Annotated in this window: 13 protein-coding genes; 7 read left to right on the plus strand and 6 right to left on the minus strand. The window is 41.0% G+C overall.

The features are described 5' to 3' along the window. The first annotated feature begins 245 nt into the window (after positions 1-245). The 3 genes from VB711_RS16020 to VB711_RS16030 all read left to right on the plus strand — a co-directional run bounded on the left by VB711_RS16020 (position 246) and on the right by VB711_RS16030 (position 5,069). Positions 246-1,874: a peptide chain release factor 3 gene (locus VB711_RS16020; RefSeq protein ID WP_323287144.1), complete on the plus strand. Its 1,629-nt coding sequence runs from the start codon at positions 246-248 to the stop codon at positions 1,872-1,874. Positions 1,875-2,009: 135 nt separating this feature from the next. Further along, entirely contained in the window at positions 2,010-4,124 is a 2,115-nt protein-coding gene (locus tag VB711_RS16025; protein WP_323287145.1) for a M48 family metalloprotease, read from the plus strand. Positions 4,125-4,550: 426 nt separating this feature from the next. Continuing rightward, positions 4,551-5,069: an RNA-binding protein gene (locus VB711_RS16030; RefSeq protein ID WP_323287147.1), complete on the plus strand. Its 519-nt coding sequence runs from the start codon at positions 4,551-4,553 to the stop codon at positions 5,067-5,069. Positions 5,070-5,305: 236 nt separating this feature from the next. Here VB711_RS16030 and VB711_RS16035 read toward each other — a convergent pair whose 3' ends face one another. The 4 genes from VB711_RS16035 to VB711_RS16050 all read right to left on the minus strand — a co-directional run bounded on the left by VB711_RS16035 (position 5,306) and on the right by VB711_RS16050 (position 9,661). After that, positions 5,306-6,004: a J domain-containing protein gene (locus VB711_RS16035; RefSeq protein ID WP_323287148.1), complete on the minus strand. Its 699-nt coding sequence runs from the start codon at positions 6,002-6,004 to the stop codon at positions 5,306-5,308. A gap of 145 nt (positions 6,005-6,149) precedes the next feature. Beyond that, a complete protein-coding gene (cysK, locus tag VB711_RS16040; RefSeq protein WP_323287149.1) occupies positions 6,150-7,112 on the minus strand; it encodes a cysteine synthase A in 963 nt (320 codons plus the stop codon). Positions 7,113-7,149: 37 nt separating this feature from the next. Next, positions 7,150-7,587 carry an Rrf2 family transcriptional regulator gene (locus VB711_RS16045; protein WP_323287150.1) on the minus strand — a complete coding sequence of 146 codons (438 nt, stop codon included), beginning with the start codon at positions 7,585-7,587 and terminating at the stop codon, positions 7,150-7,152. Between the two features lie 361 nt (positions 7,588-7,948). Continuing rightward, complete coding sequence (locus VB711_RS16050) at positions 7,949-9,661, minus strand: iron uptake porin (protein WP_323287151.1); 1,713 nt, start codon at positions 9,659-9,661, stop codon at positions 7,949-7,951. Positions 9,662-10,105: 444 nt separating this feature from the next. Between VB711_RS16050 and VB711_RS16055 the strand changes: the two genes are divergently transcribed. From VB711_RS16055 to VB711_RS16065, 3 genes are all read left to right on the plus strand, one after another. Beyond that, a complete protein-coding gene (locus tag VB711_RS16055) occupies positions 10,106-10,372 on the plus strand; it encodes a type II toxin-antitoxin system ParD family antitoxin (protein WP_323287153.1) in 267 nt (88 codons plus the stop codon). A gap of 3 nt (positions 10,373-10,375) precedes the next feature. After that, positions 10,376-10,666, plus strand: coding sequence for a type II toxin-antitoxin system RelE/ParE family toxin (locus tag VB711_RS16060; protein ID WP_323287154.1), 291 nt, complete (start codon positions 10,376-10,378; stop codon positions 10,664-10,666). A 685-nt stretch (positions 10,667-11,351) separates the two neighbouring features. Continuing rightward, complete coding sequence (locus VB711_RS16065; RefSeq protein WP_323287155.1) at positions 11,352-12,890, plus strand: hypothetical protein; 1,539 nt, start codon at positions 11,352-11,354, stop codon at positions 12,888-12,890. 48 nt (positions 12,891-12,938) lie between these two features. Here the strand turns inward: VB711_RS16065 and VB711_RS16070 are convergent, their stop codons facing one another. Further along, entirely contained in the window at positions 12,939-14,396 is a 1,458-nt protein-coding gene (locus VB711_RS16070; RefSeq protein ID WP_323287156.1) for a DUF4335 domain-containing protein, read from the minus strand. 83 nt (positions 14,397-14,479) lie between these two features. Next, entirely contained in the window at positions 14,480-15,109 is a 630-nt protein-coding gene (locus VB711_RS16075) for a DUF3038 domain-containing protein (RefSeq protein WP_323287157.1), read from the minus strand. Positions 15,110-15,556: 447 nt separating this feature from the next. On the opposite strand from VB711_RS16075, the gene VB711_RS16080 reads away from it, so the two are divergent. Next, a complete protein-coding gene (locus VB711_RS16080; RefSeq protein ID WP_323287158.1) occupies positions 15,557-16,075 on the plus strand; it encodes an adenine phosphoribosyltransferase in 519 nt (172 codons plus the stop codon). Positions 16,076-16,117 lie beyond the last annotated feature (42 nt).

The raw sequence follows: 16,117 nt of genomic DNA on the forward strand, positions 1-16,117 counted from the left end.
AAAGGGACTATTTATCTGCGTTCTCTGCGCCTCTGCGGTTAGTTAATCCAATTATTTTTTGGAAGTCCCTAATCTGATAAACCTTGATTTTGATATGAATGACTTTGGAAAAATAAGACCCTATATATATGGACGCACAGATTTCCACTATAAAGGTAGTATAATAGAAAATCGGGCATTTGTCAACTATCTCACTGATAAATTTCTGAATTAAGATTGAGCAGGTTAAAAACAAATTAAAGAATATGTCTACAGAACTTCAAGATGAACTCCACCAAGCGGTGGAACTGCGTCGGAACTTTGCGATTATTTCTCACCCCGATGCTGGTAAAACTACTCTAACTGAAAAGCTATTGCTGTACGGAGGTGCTATTCACGAAGCAGGGGCGGTAAAGGCACGACGAGCGCAACGCAAAGCGACTTCCGACTGGATGGCAATGGAACAACAACGGGGTATTTCTATTACTTCGACGGTGTTACAATTTACCTATCAAAACTGCCAAATTAATTTATTAGATACACCTGGACACCAAGATTTTAGTGAAGATACTTATCGAACCTTAGCGGCCGCAGATAACGCAGTGATGTTGATTGACGTGGCTAAAGGTTTAGAACCCCAAACTCGTAAACTGTTTGAAGTATGTAAGTTGCGCGGGATTCCGATTTTTACATTTGTGAACAAACTCGATCGCCCTGGTAGAGAACCAATAGAATTATTAGATGAGATTGAGCAAGAACTGGGCTTACAAACTTATGCCGTCAACTGGCCGATTGGGATGGGCGATCGCTTTAAAGGAGTATTTGACCGCAAAACCCAACAAATCCATCTATTTGAACGTAGCTTACACGGCAGCAAAGAAGCCCGTGATACCGTCGTAGACTTAGGTGATGGCAAAATTGCAGAATTACTAGAACCAGAACTTTACGAGCAACTAAAAAATGATTTAGAACTGTTAGAAGGTGTAGGTCCAGAGCTAGATTTAGAATTGGTGCATGAAGGTAAAATGACTCCCGTGTTCTTTGGTAGTGCCATGACTAACTTCGGGGTGGAATTATTCCTAAAATACTTCCTGGATTATGCTCTCAAGCCTGGTACACATCATAGCAGCCTGGGTGAAGTTGCCCCCACCTATCCAGATTTTTCTGGTTTTGTCTTCAAACTACAGGCCAACATGGACCCCAAACACAGAGATCGCATCGCTTTTGTCCGGGTCTGTACAGGCAAGTTTGAAAAAGATATGACAGTGAATCATGCACGCACAGGCAAAGCTGTCCGTCTTTCTCGTCCGCAAAAACTTTTTGCCCAAGAGAGAGAATCAATTGATGTGGCTTATCCTGGGGACGTAATCGGTTTGAACAATCCCGGCGTTTTTGCGATTGGCGACACAATTTATACAGGCAAAAAGTTAGAGTATGAAGGGATTCCTTATTTTTCGCCGGAACTGTTTGCTTCTCTGAGAAACCCCAACCCATCGAAGTTTAAGCAATTTCAAAAAGGGGTGGCGGAATTACAAGAAGAGGGTGCTGTACAAATTATGTACTCAGCCGATGAAGCTAAACGTGATCCAATTCTAGCAGCCGTTGGTCAATTGCAATTTGATGTAGTCCAATTTCGGCTGCAAAATGAATATGGCGTGGAAACCTTGTTAGAAGCCTTGCCTTACAGTGTAGCCCGTTGGGTGGATGGTGGTTGGGAAGCGTTGAATCGGGTAGGGCGCTTATTCAACTCGACTACAGTTAAAGACAATCTGGGAAGACCGGTCTTGTTATTCCGCAATGAATGGAATTGTCAACAGTTAGCAGGAGATCATCCAGAGTTGAAATTAAGTGCGATCGCTCCCGTGTTTTCCAGTCAAAAACCCAATGGGGAGTAGGTAATTACCAATCACCAATTACCAACTAGCACTGAGCGAAGTCGAAGTGTCACCAATCACCAATCAGGGTATCTCAATTTCGCACATTTATACCAAAGTGAATTAACTAACAGAGATTGGAGTGCCAAAATTCCTATGCCTTCACACGCTAAATCGTCTTTGGAGGCTGGTTTAGTTGCCCTCAAGCAGGGAAATTATGACGCAGCGATCGCTCAACTAGAACCTATTGCTAAAGATCAAAATCTCGGCAATGCTTGTTTGCAAGCCCGTGTTGGTTTAGTTATGGCTTATACCCGAATCGGACAAGTTTCCAAGGCGATCGCTCTCTGTAAGAATCTCGCCCAGAGTCATAATCCACAAGTACAAGATTGGGCAACCCGCGCTCTATCCCACTTGACAAAACCTCCAGTAACCCCCCCCAAATCTAAAAAAACTGCCACCGCATCAGTTTCTTTTGATCATTCCAGTTCCCATACCAATAGCGATGGTGATTACACCAACTTTCAACCAGCTAAAATTTATTGGCGCAATGCCAGACGCGCTAAGGTATGGCAACCCCTACGCAAACCTAACTTAATCAACTCCATATTCTCCTGGTTACTAGCCACAGGAACATTCATCATCCTGTTTTGGGGATTAAGAGCCACAGTTAAGTTAGGAATGGGTTTAATTAACCAAGCTTTAGTTAAACTACCATACCTCAACCCATTACAGTTTTTATATAGTGACCCCACTGTATTTGTACTAATATTATTATTAGTCTTAATCGCATCTTCGCCTTGGTTACTAGACTGGCTACTGGGAGAATTTTATGGACAGCAAGAACTCAGCAAAGAGAAATTAAACTCCTACAGTCGTGAAACAGGTCGGGTACTGCAACGTACTTGTCAACAGAAACACCAACCCCTGCCCAAACTGCGAATTTTACCCATGTCCGCACCAATCATGTTGACCTATGGTAACTTAACCCGCACCACCCGCATCACTATCAGTCAGGGACTCTTAGAACAACTAGCTGACGATGAAATAGCCACCATCTACGCTTTAGGACTTGGGCAGAGTCGTCACCGGGACTTAATCATCATGTCCTTGGTGCTGTTATTAACATTACCAATTTACGGCATCTATCAGCAAGCATCCACCTGGGGCAACAAAATTTCTCAAAAAATTTGGCGTTGGCCGATCACAGTTTTAGCTAGTTTGTCCTACGGCTTATGGAGTTTGATCACTGGAGTAGCCTTACTTCATGCCCGGTTGCGGTTGAATTATAGCGATCGCACCTCCGCCGAAATCACCGGCAACCCCAACGCCCTAATTCGGGCTTTACTGAAAATATCCATTGGTGTATCTCACGACATCGCCAAACAAGAACACACCAATTGTCAATTAGAAAGCCTAAACCTATTAGCTCCAGTCAGCTACCAACAAAGTATCACCCTGGGCAGCATCGCCGGTCATCTACCCTTTGAATCATTTTTTCAGTGGGAAAACTTCCATCCTTACCGACAATGGTTTACTATTAACAATAGCCACCCATTGATCGGCGATCGCATCGAACGACTATGCCAAATAGCCCGTCACTGGCATCTAGACACTGAACTACATCTGACTAACCAAAAATCCCTCACAGTCAAGCCAAATTCCTTTTTACTACAAATTGCTCCCTGGTTGGGAATACCCCTGGGATTTGTATTTGCAGGACTGCTTTGGCTAACTTGGCAAACAGCTTACGCTATTCATTTGTTAAACCTCAAGTGGATTTATGAAGATTGGTCTTTCGTCATAGGCTGCATATTGATTGCCTTTAGCATCGGTACATTGATGCGAATCAACACCTTATTTCCCGATATCAACCTCACATCCGTGCAAACAAACGACCACCTACCCAATTTATTCTCCGATGCCTCCATTTTACCAATTGATGGTATTAGTGTACGAATTGTTGGTAAACTAATAGGTCGTCATGGAACTAGCAACTACTTGGGGCAAGACCTGATCCTCCAATCCAAGCAAGGTTTAATCAAATTGAACCACATTCCTTGGTTGGGAAAATCAATCACTCCCCAGGACTGGATAGGACGGCAAATTATCGTTACAGGTTGGTTTCGACGCGGGGCAACCCCCTGGATCGACATCCAAACCTTGGAAAATCAAAGTGGCAAAACAATTTATAGCCCTCACCCTATATGGTCTACTGTTTTAGCTGTCGCTGCCCAAGCTTGGGGGGCGTATCTTTTTCTGGTAGGTTAAATAGTGGAAATGGGTAATTGCCAAATTTACAGTTTCTCGGCTAAAGTGTTACATTCATGATACGATCCAGTCATACTATCGGCAGAAATGTATGTGCTGAACTAGCTCCGTAGGAAATACCATGATAATGTTAATAAATGGTATTTGATTCTGCGGACAACAGCTAGAAAGAATTCAATTACTTTGACAATCAGTGGGCTATTAAATTGGAAATTCTTAGAATTAAGGTGTTATTAGCTGAACTTACAGACGCTTTGGCGTTAAATAAGCTTGATCCTAACGAAAAACTGTATTGTATAAGTTGAAAGTTTGGATTTAAAAAATTGGTTTATGGCAACTTTAGTTAATAGCATCTATTTAAAAGCCAAAGCCAAACGATTGTTTTTTTGCCGTGTAATTTTCATTTCAACCCTGGAGGTATAGTTCATGTCCATTCGCCTATACATAGGTAATTTACCCAAAGAAGAAATAGATCGTCAGGAGTTACAAGCAGTTTTTGCTGAAGAAGGCGATGCTGTAACTACTAAACTGATTAAAGACCGAAAAACAGGTAAATGTCGTGGTTTTGGTTTTCTAACAGTCAATAACGACGAACAAGCAGATCAAATTATTGAAAAGTATAACGGTCACTTGTTTAAAGAAACACCGATTAAACTAGAAAAGGCATTACCCCGGACTAAGGGTGAAGAAGGTGAAGAGCAGCAACAACCTACTCCTAAACCAGTTACCCAAGCTAGTAGCATCCCCAGTCCTAACACCAACAAAGAAAGAGAAGGCAACCGTCGTGAAAAAAGCTCGAAAAAATCTCGACGCGGTGGTGGTGGCAGTGGTGGAGGGCGTGAAACCACTAGCACTGTAGATTCAGATACTATTCGTCCAGATCCCCGTTGGGCATCGGAATTAGAAAAGCTGAAACAAATGTTAGCTGCACAAACCACTAACTAATGTAGGAGTCAGGAGTCAGGAGTCAGGAGTCAGGAGTGAAGACAATACGGTTCGGTTAAGGAGTGTAGAGACGTTCCATGGAACGTCTCTACAAAGTTTGTCAGAAATTTACAATGGTTGATTTATTTACGCCGTACTGTACTAGAGTAAAAAAGTTTCAAGACTTCCCTTTCTCCCTGCCCCCTGCCCCCTGCCCCCTGCCCCCTTTCTCCCTGCCCCCTGCCCCCTGCCTCTTTCTACATTACCGATGCTTGAGCTTCACTGTGTAATCTTGTAGCGATGCGGAATAATTCTTGACCAGTGTGTAAATAGCGATCGTCGAAATTTAAAGGAAAGTAAGCCAATTCGTCTAATCCGTCTGCTACTTGACTCAGGGTGTAGTAAAGATTGGCTGCGGCTTTAGCTAAACTGGGTGGATTTGGTAAAGAACGAAAAGTGATTTGTGCTTGCTTGAGGTCTTCTCGACAAGTTTCTAAATAATCTTGAAATTCATCTAATAGTTGATCATCAAAAGGATCGGCAGCTAATTCGTCAATTTGCACTTCTAAAGAATTGAGAATCCGGGAAAGTAGATGATTGACTGGCTGATAAACTAGGCGTAGCCATTCTTCAATTTTTTGATCAGCATCTTTTACAGCTTTTTTTCTCGCCTGGTAGTATTTTTGTGCCGATTCTGTGCGCTGTTGACGAGAATTATTTAATTTTTGATTGAATTTTTGTAAATCTCGGAGTTGTTCGTCATAGTTAAGACGACTTTCTTTGTCACTTAAAACTTCATAAGCTGCATTAACACGGATAATTTCTTCATGATCTGACGTTTCCTGATTACTGTCAGGATGAAATAATTTCGCCAAGCGGCGATAAGCTTGCTTAATCTCCGCTTGACTGGCATTGGAATTAACCTTGAGTGTTTCGTAGTGGTTAGAATCGACCATTGATCTAACTGATTGTTGGTAGGACTTACGCACGAATTACGGAATCGGAATATCGAACCGCAGAGGACGCAGAGGACACAGAGAAATAAGAGTTTGGGAGGCTTCGCCGTGAGCGTCAGCCGAATGGTTTTTGTATAAGTCGTAGTTAGGTGAAACTGCTTGCTGTTCTAGATTCTAAGTCTTGGAACAACGGTGTACTTAAATATCTCTCGCCAAAACTAGGCTGAATCATCACGATCAATTTTCCCTGGTTTTCAGGACGTTGAGCTACACGAATTGCAGCACATAGAGCCGCACCACTAGAAATTCCCGATAGTAGCCCTTCTTCTCTGGCCAAACGCCGCCCGTAAGCGATCGCTTCTTCGTCTGTGACAGTAATTACTTCATCTATCAATTCTAGTTTTAACACTTGAGGAACAAAACCTGCACCAATTCCCTGAATTTTGTGGGGGCCTGGTTTACCGCCTGATAAAATGGGACTGTTGGTTGGTTCAACAGCGATCGCTCTAAAACCCGGTTTCTTGGCCTTCAGCACCTCTGCCACACCAGTAATTGTACCACCTGTACCCACTCCAGCCACAATCATATCTACCAAACCATCGGTATCTTGCCAGATTTCCTCCGCCGTCGTTTCTCGATGCACTTTGGCATTAGCCGGATTGCGAAACTGTTGTAACATATAGGAGTACGGTGTTCGATCCACAATCTCCTGCGCTCGACGAATCGCCCCACTCATCCCCTCAATCCCCGGCGTAAGTTCCAACTCCGCACCATAAGCCCGCAACATCGCCCGACGTTCCGCACTCATTGTATCTGGCATCGTTAAAACCAACCGATAACCCTTAGCCGCCGCCGCCATAGCTAAAGCAATACCTGTATTTCCTGATGTCGGTTCTACCAAAATAGTCTTATTCGGACTAATTAATCCTTCCTCCTCAGCCGCAATAATCATACTCACCCCAATGCGGTCTTTCACTGATGCCGATGGATTCATACTTTCCAACTTCACCAAAATCTGAGCCACACAGCCCTCGGTCTGAGGAATCCGATTTAACTGTACTAAAGGAGTAGATCCAACCAATTCTGTAATATTCCGAGCAACCCGCATAATAACTTTTTATTCCTTAATTTTGAGTAATTCAAACCTAAATGTAGTACATGATATCTAACTGGCGGCGTGAATTGCGCTTTTCACATAAATCCTGAAGTGAATATTTTTGTAACACCGCATTCGCCGCCTGACGCGCTTCTTGCCATATTTCTCCCACCACCGAACTATCTACAGATTTAGCATTGGTATCTTTTTCATTAAGCTGTACATCCAACCCTTCCAAACATTCTAATATTTCAAAAATTGTGATTTTCCAAGGTTCTCGCGCCAATAAATAGCCACCTTTTGAACCACGTTGACTTTTAACTATACCCCCGCGTCTTAATGTAGCCAATAGCTGTTCCAAATAGCGATCGGGTATATTTTGCTGGGCGGCGATCTGTCGAATTTGCATTGGTTCGCCGCTTTCATAATGACTTGCCATTTCTAACAAAGCAAGAATGGCATATTCAGATTTACAGGATATTTCCACAAGCAGCAATTAAGTTAAGAGTTATAAGTCAGGAATTTTCTAACAGGAGTCCAAGAATCAGCAGGAAGAAAGGGCAAAAACTCTAAAATTAATCATCTTCATCCTCTAATCCTGGACATCCTGATCCAATTCCTCACCTTCTCTAGTATACTCCGGTTCTCCACTGGGGTTTGTTGATTTTTACGATCACAGGACTTACGCAAAATATTTCTCAAAACCTCATTTCTCTGTGAACTCTGTGCCTCTGTGGTTCGTTGGTTCATTTTTCAGTGACTTGTGCGAAGTCCTAGATCAAAAAAAATCCCTACCTGATGGCGGGGATTTTAAGTTTAATTAACCTGACTTTGACAAAATCAACATTTTAGAAAGTGAAAGTCGTTCTCAGCGTACCAATAAAAGCATCTTCGCTGTTATTGCTTTGTCCAGGAGATGTCACCCAAATCACGCCAGGGGTGATAGAGATATTTTCTGATACGCGATACTTGTAAAAACCTTCCACTTGGTAGGGAATTTCACTAGAACCAGCCCTACGTGAATAAGGTTGAGCACCACCAAAAATACCCAAAACGTTACCCCTCTTACCAAAATCAGGTAAGGCTAGACCAACTCCATAACTCCAAGCTTCATAATTATCATTAGAGCCGAAACCTATCACATCGTGATAAGAAACAAAACCGCTAAGGGAAATGTTATTAGTAGGTCTAAAGGCCGCTGACACACCGTAAGAATTACTGGAAGAAGCGCTTTGATTAACGGGTGTGACTCTATCAACACCTAAAGCATTGGCTTGTTGAGTACCAACTAAAGCCGCATTATTAATGCCTGCATCAAATAATGTGCTACCTGCCCCATGATAACCATGTACATAGGTGGCAGCTAAAGCTATGCGATCGCCCACAGCAAAATTCAACTGTCCTAAAGCCGCATAATTACCATTAAACAAACCAGCCCCAGAACCAGGATCATCAGCTTCCGATGCCAAATATCCTAAAGTTAAAGAACTAGGTCTAAGAACACCACCACGACCAAAAGGGACATTAAGTGCTATACCAGAACCACCACCAATGCGATAGATCGGATTTTCTGACGCAAAGGTAGATAAAGCACCATTACCCCCGTCAGTCTTATCAAAAAAGTAGGGGTTGTTAACAGCCGCATAATGGCTATGTTGTCCACCACTGGCCGCCAAGTAAACCTGCGCTGGACCAACAGGAGTTTCATAGGTCAGTCGGTCTATCTCCACACTGTTGTCACCAGTGCTACCAACTTCAAAGGTTTGTCTACCTGCCGCACTATTGATCGGAGCATTATTATTGTCCCTAAGTTCAAAGCCTGTGGCATTACCAGCAGAAAGACGGGTAGTTAAAAGATCGCTACCAGTGAAGCTAGTTCGCAAATTCAAACGGACTCTATCTTGAAATACACTGTTATTAGCCTCACCTGTGTTTTCTCCAAAGGCATCTGTGGCGGCAAAAATAGCCTCACCTTGCAATTTCGTAGTAGTGGAGAACTGATCAGCCTCCAATTGGGCGGTACGTCCTTCTAAAGAATCAACACGACCCCGGAGAGTAGCCAATTCAGCCGAAAATTCTTCTTGTAGTCGCTGTAAAGTCACTAAATCCTGTTTTGTGACCAAATCAGCGGTTGCGGTGGCAATCAATTCATTAACCCGATCTAAACAGGCGTTTAAACCTGCGGCAAATTCATAACGGCTTAAAGCGCGATTACCGCGATATGTCCCATTGGGATAACCCGCAATACAACCATAACGCTCGACTAAGGATTGTAGAGCTTGAAATGCCCAATCAGTGGGTTGGACATCGGAAAACTGAGAAACAGATGTGACTTGAGCGAGGGAATTATTCCCTTCGTTGCTGTAGCGGTTAATTTGATCTAGAACTTTAGCGTTATCAGTTGCTGGAGCTAGGATTTCCGGCTGTTGAGCAACTTCTGTTTTGACGGACGAAAACTCAATGGTGGTATTTGGGGCTGCGATCGCTGTTCCTGAAACTAACAACGACGCACCTACAACTGCGGGGCTAACCACCAAGGATTTCCACAAGAAATTAGACATCTTCACTTTCTCCTCACACCATACATGGATAAACGTGTTCGATGCACCTACTTCTACTGAAACTATCTTGTCGAAACCTGTGGGCAAGGCATAACTGCCACTAATACGATTTTAGTTTTGGAAAAGCTAATAATTGGTTAACTTATGATTAAAGTCTAATACATTTATCTTATATAAAGTATTTTTTAAATAAAATTTACAAATAAAACATAAGACCTCTTGCATAAATACTTTGGTGTAACCAAGAATATTCTTGAAAAGCTCACGCAGAGGCGCAGAGGCGCAGAGGCGCAAAGAAAAATTTGAAAATCTCGACTTTTGCAAGAAGTCTATAGAAAATCTCGACTTACTAAGTTCGATTTTTTACTTAATTCGACTAACAAAAATTGACAATTATTGACAGATGTGCGATTCTAAAGAAAAGTATAATTAAAAGGTGAATCTATGAACGTTCATCTTGGTCAGACATTTGATCAGTTTGTTGCTGAACTTCTTGATAGTGGGCTGTATCAATCACAAAGCGAAGTGATTCGTGAAGGACTGCGGCTATTAAAAGAACGAGAAGATTTACGCAAGTTAAGACTTCAAGAGTTACGGAAAGAAGTACAGATAGGAATAGACCAACTTGATAGAGGTGAAACAGTGGCCTTTGATCCTGAAAAAATCAAAGCTGAAGGGAGGAAAAGGCAAGGAGCAAAACACAGTAGTTAAAATATGGCAACTATTTTTCAATCTCCTGAAGCACAAAATGACCTCATTGAGATATGGCTCTATATCCATCAGAACAATGAAACTGCTGCTGATAGAATGATAGATACTATAAATGATAAACTTATACTTATATCAAAATCCCCTCAAATGGGAAAAATATGTGAGGAATTAGCACCATCACTCAGAAGTTTTCCTGTAGGTAAATATCTTTTACTTTACCGTCCTGTAGTTGATGGAATTGAACTTGTACGAGTGATTCATGGAGCAAAAGATATTCAAAATCTGTTTGTTTGAATAAACTATTTATAACAGTTAAGTAGTCGTGCAAAATAAATTATATATTTGTATTTGCGAGAGGGAACAGACAAGGAATACAGAGATTTTTGTTTGTTCCAAAAATGTTTAGGACTTACGCACGAGTTACGGAATATTACAATTTTAATCAAAAAGTACCCATAAAAAAACTATCCGCTCCAACTTAGATCAGATGACCTAAATTAGAGCGGTCTAGCGGGTCTTCAGATTGCAACCAGACTGCCGGAAGGTACTCCACAGCTTTGCCTAGCTAATAGAGCTAACTTAGTATCTCAGGATAACTAAGGCTAACTTTTAAAGAACAGCCCCGGCACACAGCCGGCTAACTGCAACCTGATGACCCACGGGTTTACTACTTTCTATCATGGGCATCACCTCCTTGTTGCCTAAGCGGTCTTAATATTTTAAAGGTCAGAGCTTATGCCCTGGGTGTTTAACCTGAAAACACTATAGCACAACAAAATACAATATTTTCAATATTTTAGGAAAAAAGGCAGGTAAACCCCTACGGTATCACCAGAACAGGGGAATATAATTAGATTTTTTTTGACCAATCATCCCTTGATGGTAAAAGCCCCTAGATTTATCTGTGGAATCAATGTAAAATCAATCGTGCGACTACTGATTACTTACCAATTATCAAATACCCAGAAGGAGACTGTAAATGCGCTTACCTTTTATTGTGGATGTAGCCCTTGGCTTAATATTTATTTATTTAATTTTAAGTTTGTTAGCGTCGGAACTTCAGGAATTGCTGACTACCTTATTGCAATGGCGCGCTCAACATTTAAGGAAATCTATTGAGATTCTGTTGGGTGGAGATGTTAAAGCTTCGGAAGATGTGAAAGTTATTGAATTGACAAATAAAATTTATGATAATCCCTTGATTAAAAGTATAAATCAAGAAGCAAAGGGATTTTTGGCAGTTTTGCCTCGGAAGATTACTTGGGCGATCGCTTCCGTATACAATATGTTATTTAAGAGAAAAAGTTACAAATTAGTATTAAGTAAACAAACTACCTTTGGCAATAATAAACAACATAGTGCGCCGTCTTATATTCCGGCTGACAGCTTTGCTATTACCCTAATGGATAGTTTACACATTTCCAAAGTAGTAGACAAATTAATGGAAATTAGGTTGGACAAATTCAAAGATCAACGATTAAAAGAGATTAAAAAGATTTTATTGCAGCTACAAAACCCTATCAATAACAATGAATTGCCTAGTGAGTTTGTTAAAGATATTGTTCATGAATTTGACCAACTAAATTTAGAATATACAGGCATTAGTGAAGATTTTAAAAACAACAAATATGAAATGAGAACAAGTATTGAGCGAATGGGATATAGCCTGGATAAATACATAGAGAATTTCCAGGAAAATATAGAATATCCCCAAGAATTTTTAGAAAAAACAATCCGACAGTTGAAATCTTTAAGAAGGGAATTTTTTGATAATGTAGATCGGTCGATATTGTTGGCAGGTTTAATACCTAATATCAATGAAGTTGTGCAATCAATTAATGGAACTACTGCCGTTTATGAAGAAATTAAACTAGCACTTCAAGATAAAGATAGTGAAACTTACCAAACAATTCAATCTTTAATTAATAGTTTACCGAAATCTGTAGTTACAAACATTGAGCTTATGGCCAAGCGGGCGCAGTCAAGAGCAGAAACAGTAGAGGAAGGTATTAAAATATTACAAAAAGAGATTGAAAGGAGTTTTGATAGCTCCATGGAAAGGGCGGGTGGGGTTTACAAGCGCAACGCTAAAGGAGTAGCTATTTTGATTGGTGTTGCTTTAGCTGTCACTGCAAATGCAGACACATTTCATATAATTAGCCGCCTATCTAAAGATACTGTATTACGAGAAGCAATAGTTTATAAAGCTACGGAGCTAGATGCACAAAGATATCGTTCTTCTGATTTACCCAATCTAGATACTAATCAAATTTTAGGGGATGTTACCCTACCAATTGGGTGGACAAATGCTAATATACAGCAGCAAATGTCTTGGGAAACTTTTAGAATCAACGGCTTGCCTATTTTAAATATATTAACAATGATTAGCGGCTGGTTAATTACTGGAATGGCGATCGCTATGGGCGCGCCTTTCTGGTTTGACTTGCTTAGTAAGGTGATGAATGTGCGTAATGCTGGTAAATCTGGGAAATCATCTAGGAATCGGGATGAGGATTAACCTACGCTGAAGATATACCAGGGGCGGGCTGTTCCGCCCTCAATTCAGTTACCGATATCCTTGCCAGGAGGTAACTTCTAATTTACCACTAGGTTTGAATACTACTTGAAAATGGGCGAGAGCTTCTTTGTTGTTGGGAGCAGCTACATTTGAGCCGTAAACAGATTCAAACATTTGGGGTAGAGGTGTTTCGCGGAAATTATCAAAAGCCACTTGATTAAGTGGTTCATAGTCAGCAATCACGCCATTTTGATTGACTGCTACCCGATACTTTAAATCCTTTTTAAAAGTTGGGGTAAGACTCCAACCTTGACGGATTGTACTATAGAGTTTTCGGTTTAATTCTTTGACTGTATTAGAATCAGTAATTTTAGTTCCCACTACTTCTGGTGTTGTCGCGTATCCCCGCCAAGGGCTAACTTGTAGTACACCTTTTTGAGTAAAGACTACTTTAAATTGGGCGATTGGTTCATTAGCGATACGTCGGTTAGCAGGGTTGTATAGTAAATTAGGCAGAGGAGTTTGATCTATAGCCTTATTCGCTTCTTCATTTAGTGCTTTATAGCCAACGATACTACCATCTGCTGCTACACCTAAACGATAGACTAGATCTTGAGATAATCCTGAGCGATCGCTCCAAGCTGGATGAACTTGATTATACACCTGACGATTTAAGGCTCGCAACTGGGATGGATCGACAATTTCTGGAACTGTATTTAAAAGAGTTTCTAAATCTTTAACTGGGAGTTTTGTTTGGGGTGTTTCAGCCGCTATGGGTGTAGGTGTTTCAGCAACTACGGGTGTAGGTGTAATACCGGGCGTTTCAGCCGCTATCGGTGTAGCTGTTGGTGTGGGTATGCTGGTGCTGGATTGTTGTTCTTCTGGTTTTAGTTCAGGTGGACGGACTTGGGGAACAGGAATTAAACTTAGAGCGATCGCTGCTGCTGCCAAACTCGATGCACCCAAGGTAGCCGGAACTGCTTGTTGAATTAAAGCTTGACTAGTACCACCATAACGTTTAGTGACGGGGTGTAGTTCCAGACACAATTCTGGTAAAGTTTGGGAATCAGCAAAAAACTGATCTACAGCTTCCACCAAATCAAACAACTGCACTGTATTTAAATCAATTTCCAGGGGTGACTGTTGGCCATGATGGGCGTTAGAGTTAAAGCCCTCACCTTCCGCTTCTGAATGTATAATTAACCTGTGTCGGTTGCTGTTAATTTTTTGTAATTCTACCAGTTCTGACTCATGGTTATGGGCTTGGGGGTTAGGGACAAAACTTAAAAATTCCTGAGCATAACCACTGACAGCCCTCACCAAACTTTCAAAAAACTCTCTTCCCCCGGATATCGGCTGTTGATAACAAGATAAATAGCATTCTGCATTTACCAATATAGATAGTTCAGGACGGAGTTCTTGGAACTGTGTAGCCCGTCCAACATCACTTAAACCCTCTAGGATCAGAGTACAATTAGGTAGACTGTACTTGCGTTGGATATTCATAAAATAACTCAGTAAATGGAAAAATCCGTCAATTTTTAGTTCAATCGGTGAATGCTATGCTAGTCTCAGAAGAAAGTATCAATTTATTCTACTTCACCATCAAACAGACTAATCCAAAACCTCTGCATTCCAGACGTTCCAGTGCAGAATAATAATTGCCCCAATAAATCTATAGCTAGATCGTCTAACTTTTCATCAGAATTTAATTTGAGTAAAGCAGAACGTTTAGCATTCATCCGGCTTCTAAAATGCGCTCTAAATCTTTCTAGATATTTAGCCAGCCGTAAATTTTGTTCTAAGGGAATTTGCTTATCATACATTTGTTGATAGATCATCAGCATTTGCCGGATAACTACCGTTAAACGCCGCGCGATATAGCAACATATAACCACCAATGCTTTTGCTTCCGGCACTGTTAAAGGACGACGGATAGAAGCTCGTCTTAGGGGGTTAGAAGCTCGCATTCGCCATAAATTCACACGATTTTTAATAATTTCTTTCAATTCTAACTCTTGGGCAACAGAGAGGAGGGCTTCTGAACCGCCAAGTTCCAATGCTTCAATTGCCAATAAAATTAAATCAATTTGTAGTCTAGTCCTACGGGGGCATCCTTGTCCAGGAGCGATCGCTGGATCAGGTAAAGTGTCTAAAATGCTCGGACTCGCTTCCGAACTTGAACTATTTAAGGGGGTTAGGCTTGCGGAAACATTCATTCTCAAAAATACCTTTTGGATTTCTAACAGACAGAGTAAAACAAAATTTAAGATAGATAGCCAAAGGATATCCTATGGTTGGGTAGCATGAGCAGCCCAATATATACATTACTTGCTTTTTTTACTCAAGGGTTCACTTATACCGTAATTAAATGTTTTAACCATCAGTATATCTATTTGATTTAGTATTAGACATCCATGTTGGGTAAAACTCCAACACCCAGCGTATGACATTATAGTGTACGATTTCTCAGGTATCTAACAATGGGAAAAAAAGGAACAAAGGCAGGTAATTATTTACTCTTCTTTCTAAAATCGCCAAAACCCTTGGTTTATCGTTGAAAGCGCGGGGTATGCTTACCGCAAGATTAATCTTAAAAACCCTCCAATCATCCCTGTTAAGCCTTTAATCTGAGAATTTTGATCTTAATTACCAATTACTTTTTTATGGATTTGAAATCTCTAATTCGTGACATACCAGATTTTCCTAAACCGGGTATTCTATTTCGGGATATTACTACCTTACTCAGTAATCCACAAGGCTTACGCTATACTATTGACTTTTTAACACAAAGATGTATCGAAGCTGAAATTAAGGTAGATTGTGTTGTGGGCATGGAATCTAGGGGATTTATTTTTGCCCCTCCACTGGCATATAATCTAGGAGCGGGTTTTATTCCTGTTCGCAAAAAAGGAAAGTTGCCAGCAGCAGTTCATCAAATTGAATATGAACTAGAGTATGGTACAGACTGCTTGGAAGTACATCAGGATGCTTTACATCCAGGTAGTAGAGTCTTAATTGTAGACGATTTAATCGCTACGGGTGGAACAGCCAGTGCAACGGCTAAGTTATTAGAGAAGATTGGCTGCGAACTTGTAGGATTTGGTTTTATTATCGAGTTACGAGATTTGCAAGGACGCAAACAACTCCCAGACGTACCTATAATTTCTCTAATAGAATATTGATGGTAATGGGTAATGGGTGATAAGTAATTGGTGATAAATTCC

This window comes from Cronbergia sp. UHCC 0137, assembly GCF_034932285.1.
Classification (GTDB): domain Bacteria; phylum Cyanobacteriota; class Cyanobacteriia; order Cyanobacteriales; family Nostocaceae; genus Cronbergia.

Excerpts from the sequence above, each read along its gene's own strand:
- VB711_RS16025 (WP_323287145.1), top strand. The coding sequence starts at position 2,010 with ATGCCTTCACACGCTAAATCGTCTTTGGAGGCTGGTTTAGTTGCCCTC.
- VB711_RS16060 (WP_323287154.1), top strand. The coding sequence starts at position 10,376 with ATGGCAACTATTTTTCAATCTCCTGAAGCACAAAATGACCTCATTGAG.
- VB711_RS16055 (WP_323287153.1), top strand. The coding sequence starts at position 10,106 with ATGAACGTTCATCTTGGTCAGACATTTGATCAGTTTGTTGCTGAACTT.
- VB711_RS16080 (WP_323287158.1), top strand. The coding sequence starts at position 15,557 with ATGGATTTGAAATCTCTAATTCGTGACATACCAGATTTTCCTAAACCG.
- VB711_RS16035 (WP_323287148.1), bottom strand. The coding sequence starts at position 6,004 with ATGGTCGATTCTAACCACTACGAAACACTCAAGGTTAATTCCAATGCC.
- VB711_RS16070 (WP_323287156.1), bottom strand. The coding sequence starts at position 14,396 with ATGAATATCCAACGCAAGTACAGTCTACCTAATTGTACTCTGATCCTA.
- cysK (WP_323287149.1), bottom strand. The coding sequence starts at position 7,112 with ATGCGGGTTGCTCGGAATATTACAGAATTGGTTGGATCTACTCCTTTA.
- VB711_RS16030 (WP_323287147.1), top strand. The coding sequence starts at position 4,551 with ATGTCCATTCGCCTATACATAGGTAATTTACCCAAAGAAGAAATAGAT.
- VB711_RS16075 (WP_323287157.1), bottom strand. The coding sequence starts at position 15,109 with ATGAATGTTTCCGCAAGCCTAACCCCCTTAAATAGTTCAAGTTCGGAA.
- VB711_RS16065 (WP_323287155.1), top strand. The coding sequence starts at position 11,352 with ATGCGCTTACCTTTTATTGTGGATGTAGCCCTTGGCTTAATATTTATT.
- VB711_RS16050 (WP_323287151.1), bottom strand. The coding sequence starts at position 9,661 with ATGTCTAATTTCTTGTGGAAATCCTTGGTGGTTAGCCCCGCAGTTGTA.
- VB711_RS16020 (WP_323287144.1), top strand. The coding sequence starts at position 246 with ATGTCTACAGAACTTCAAGATGAACTCCACCAAGCGGTGGAACTGCGT.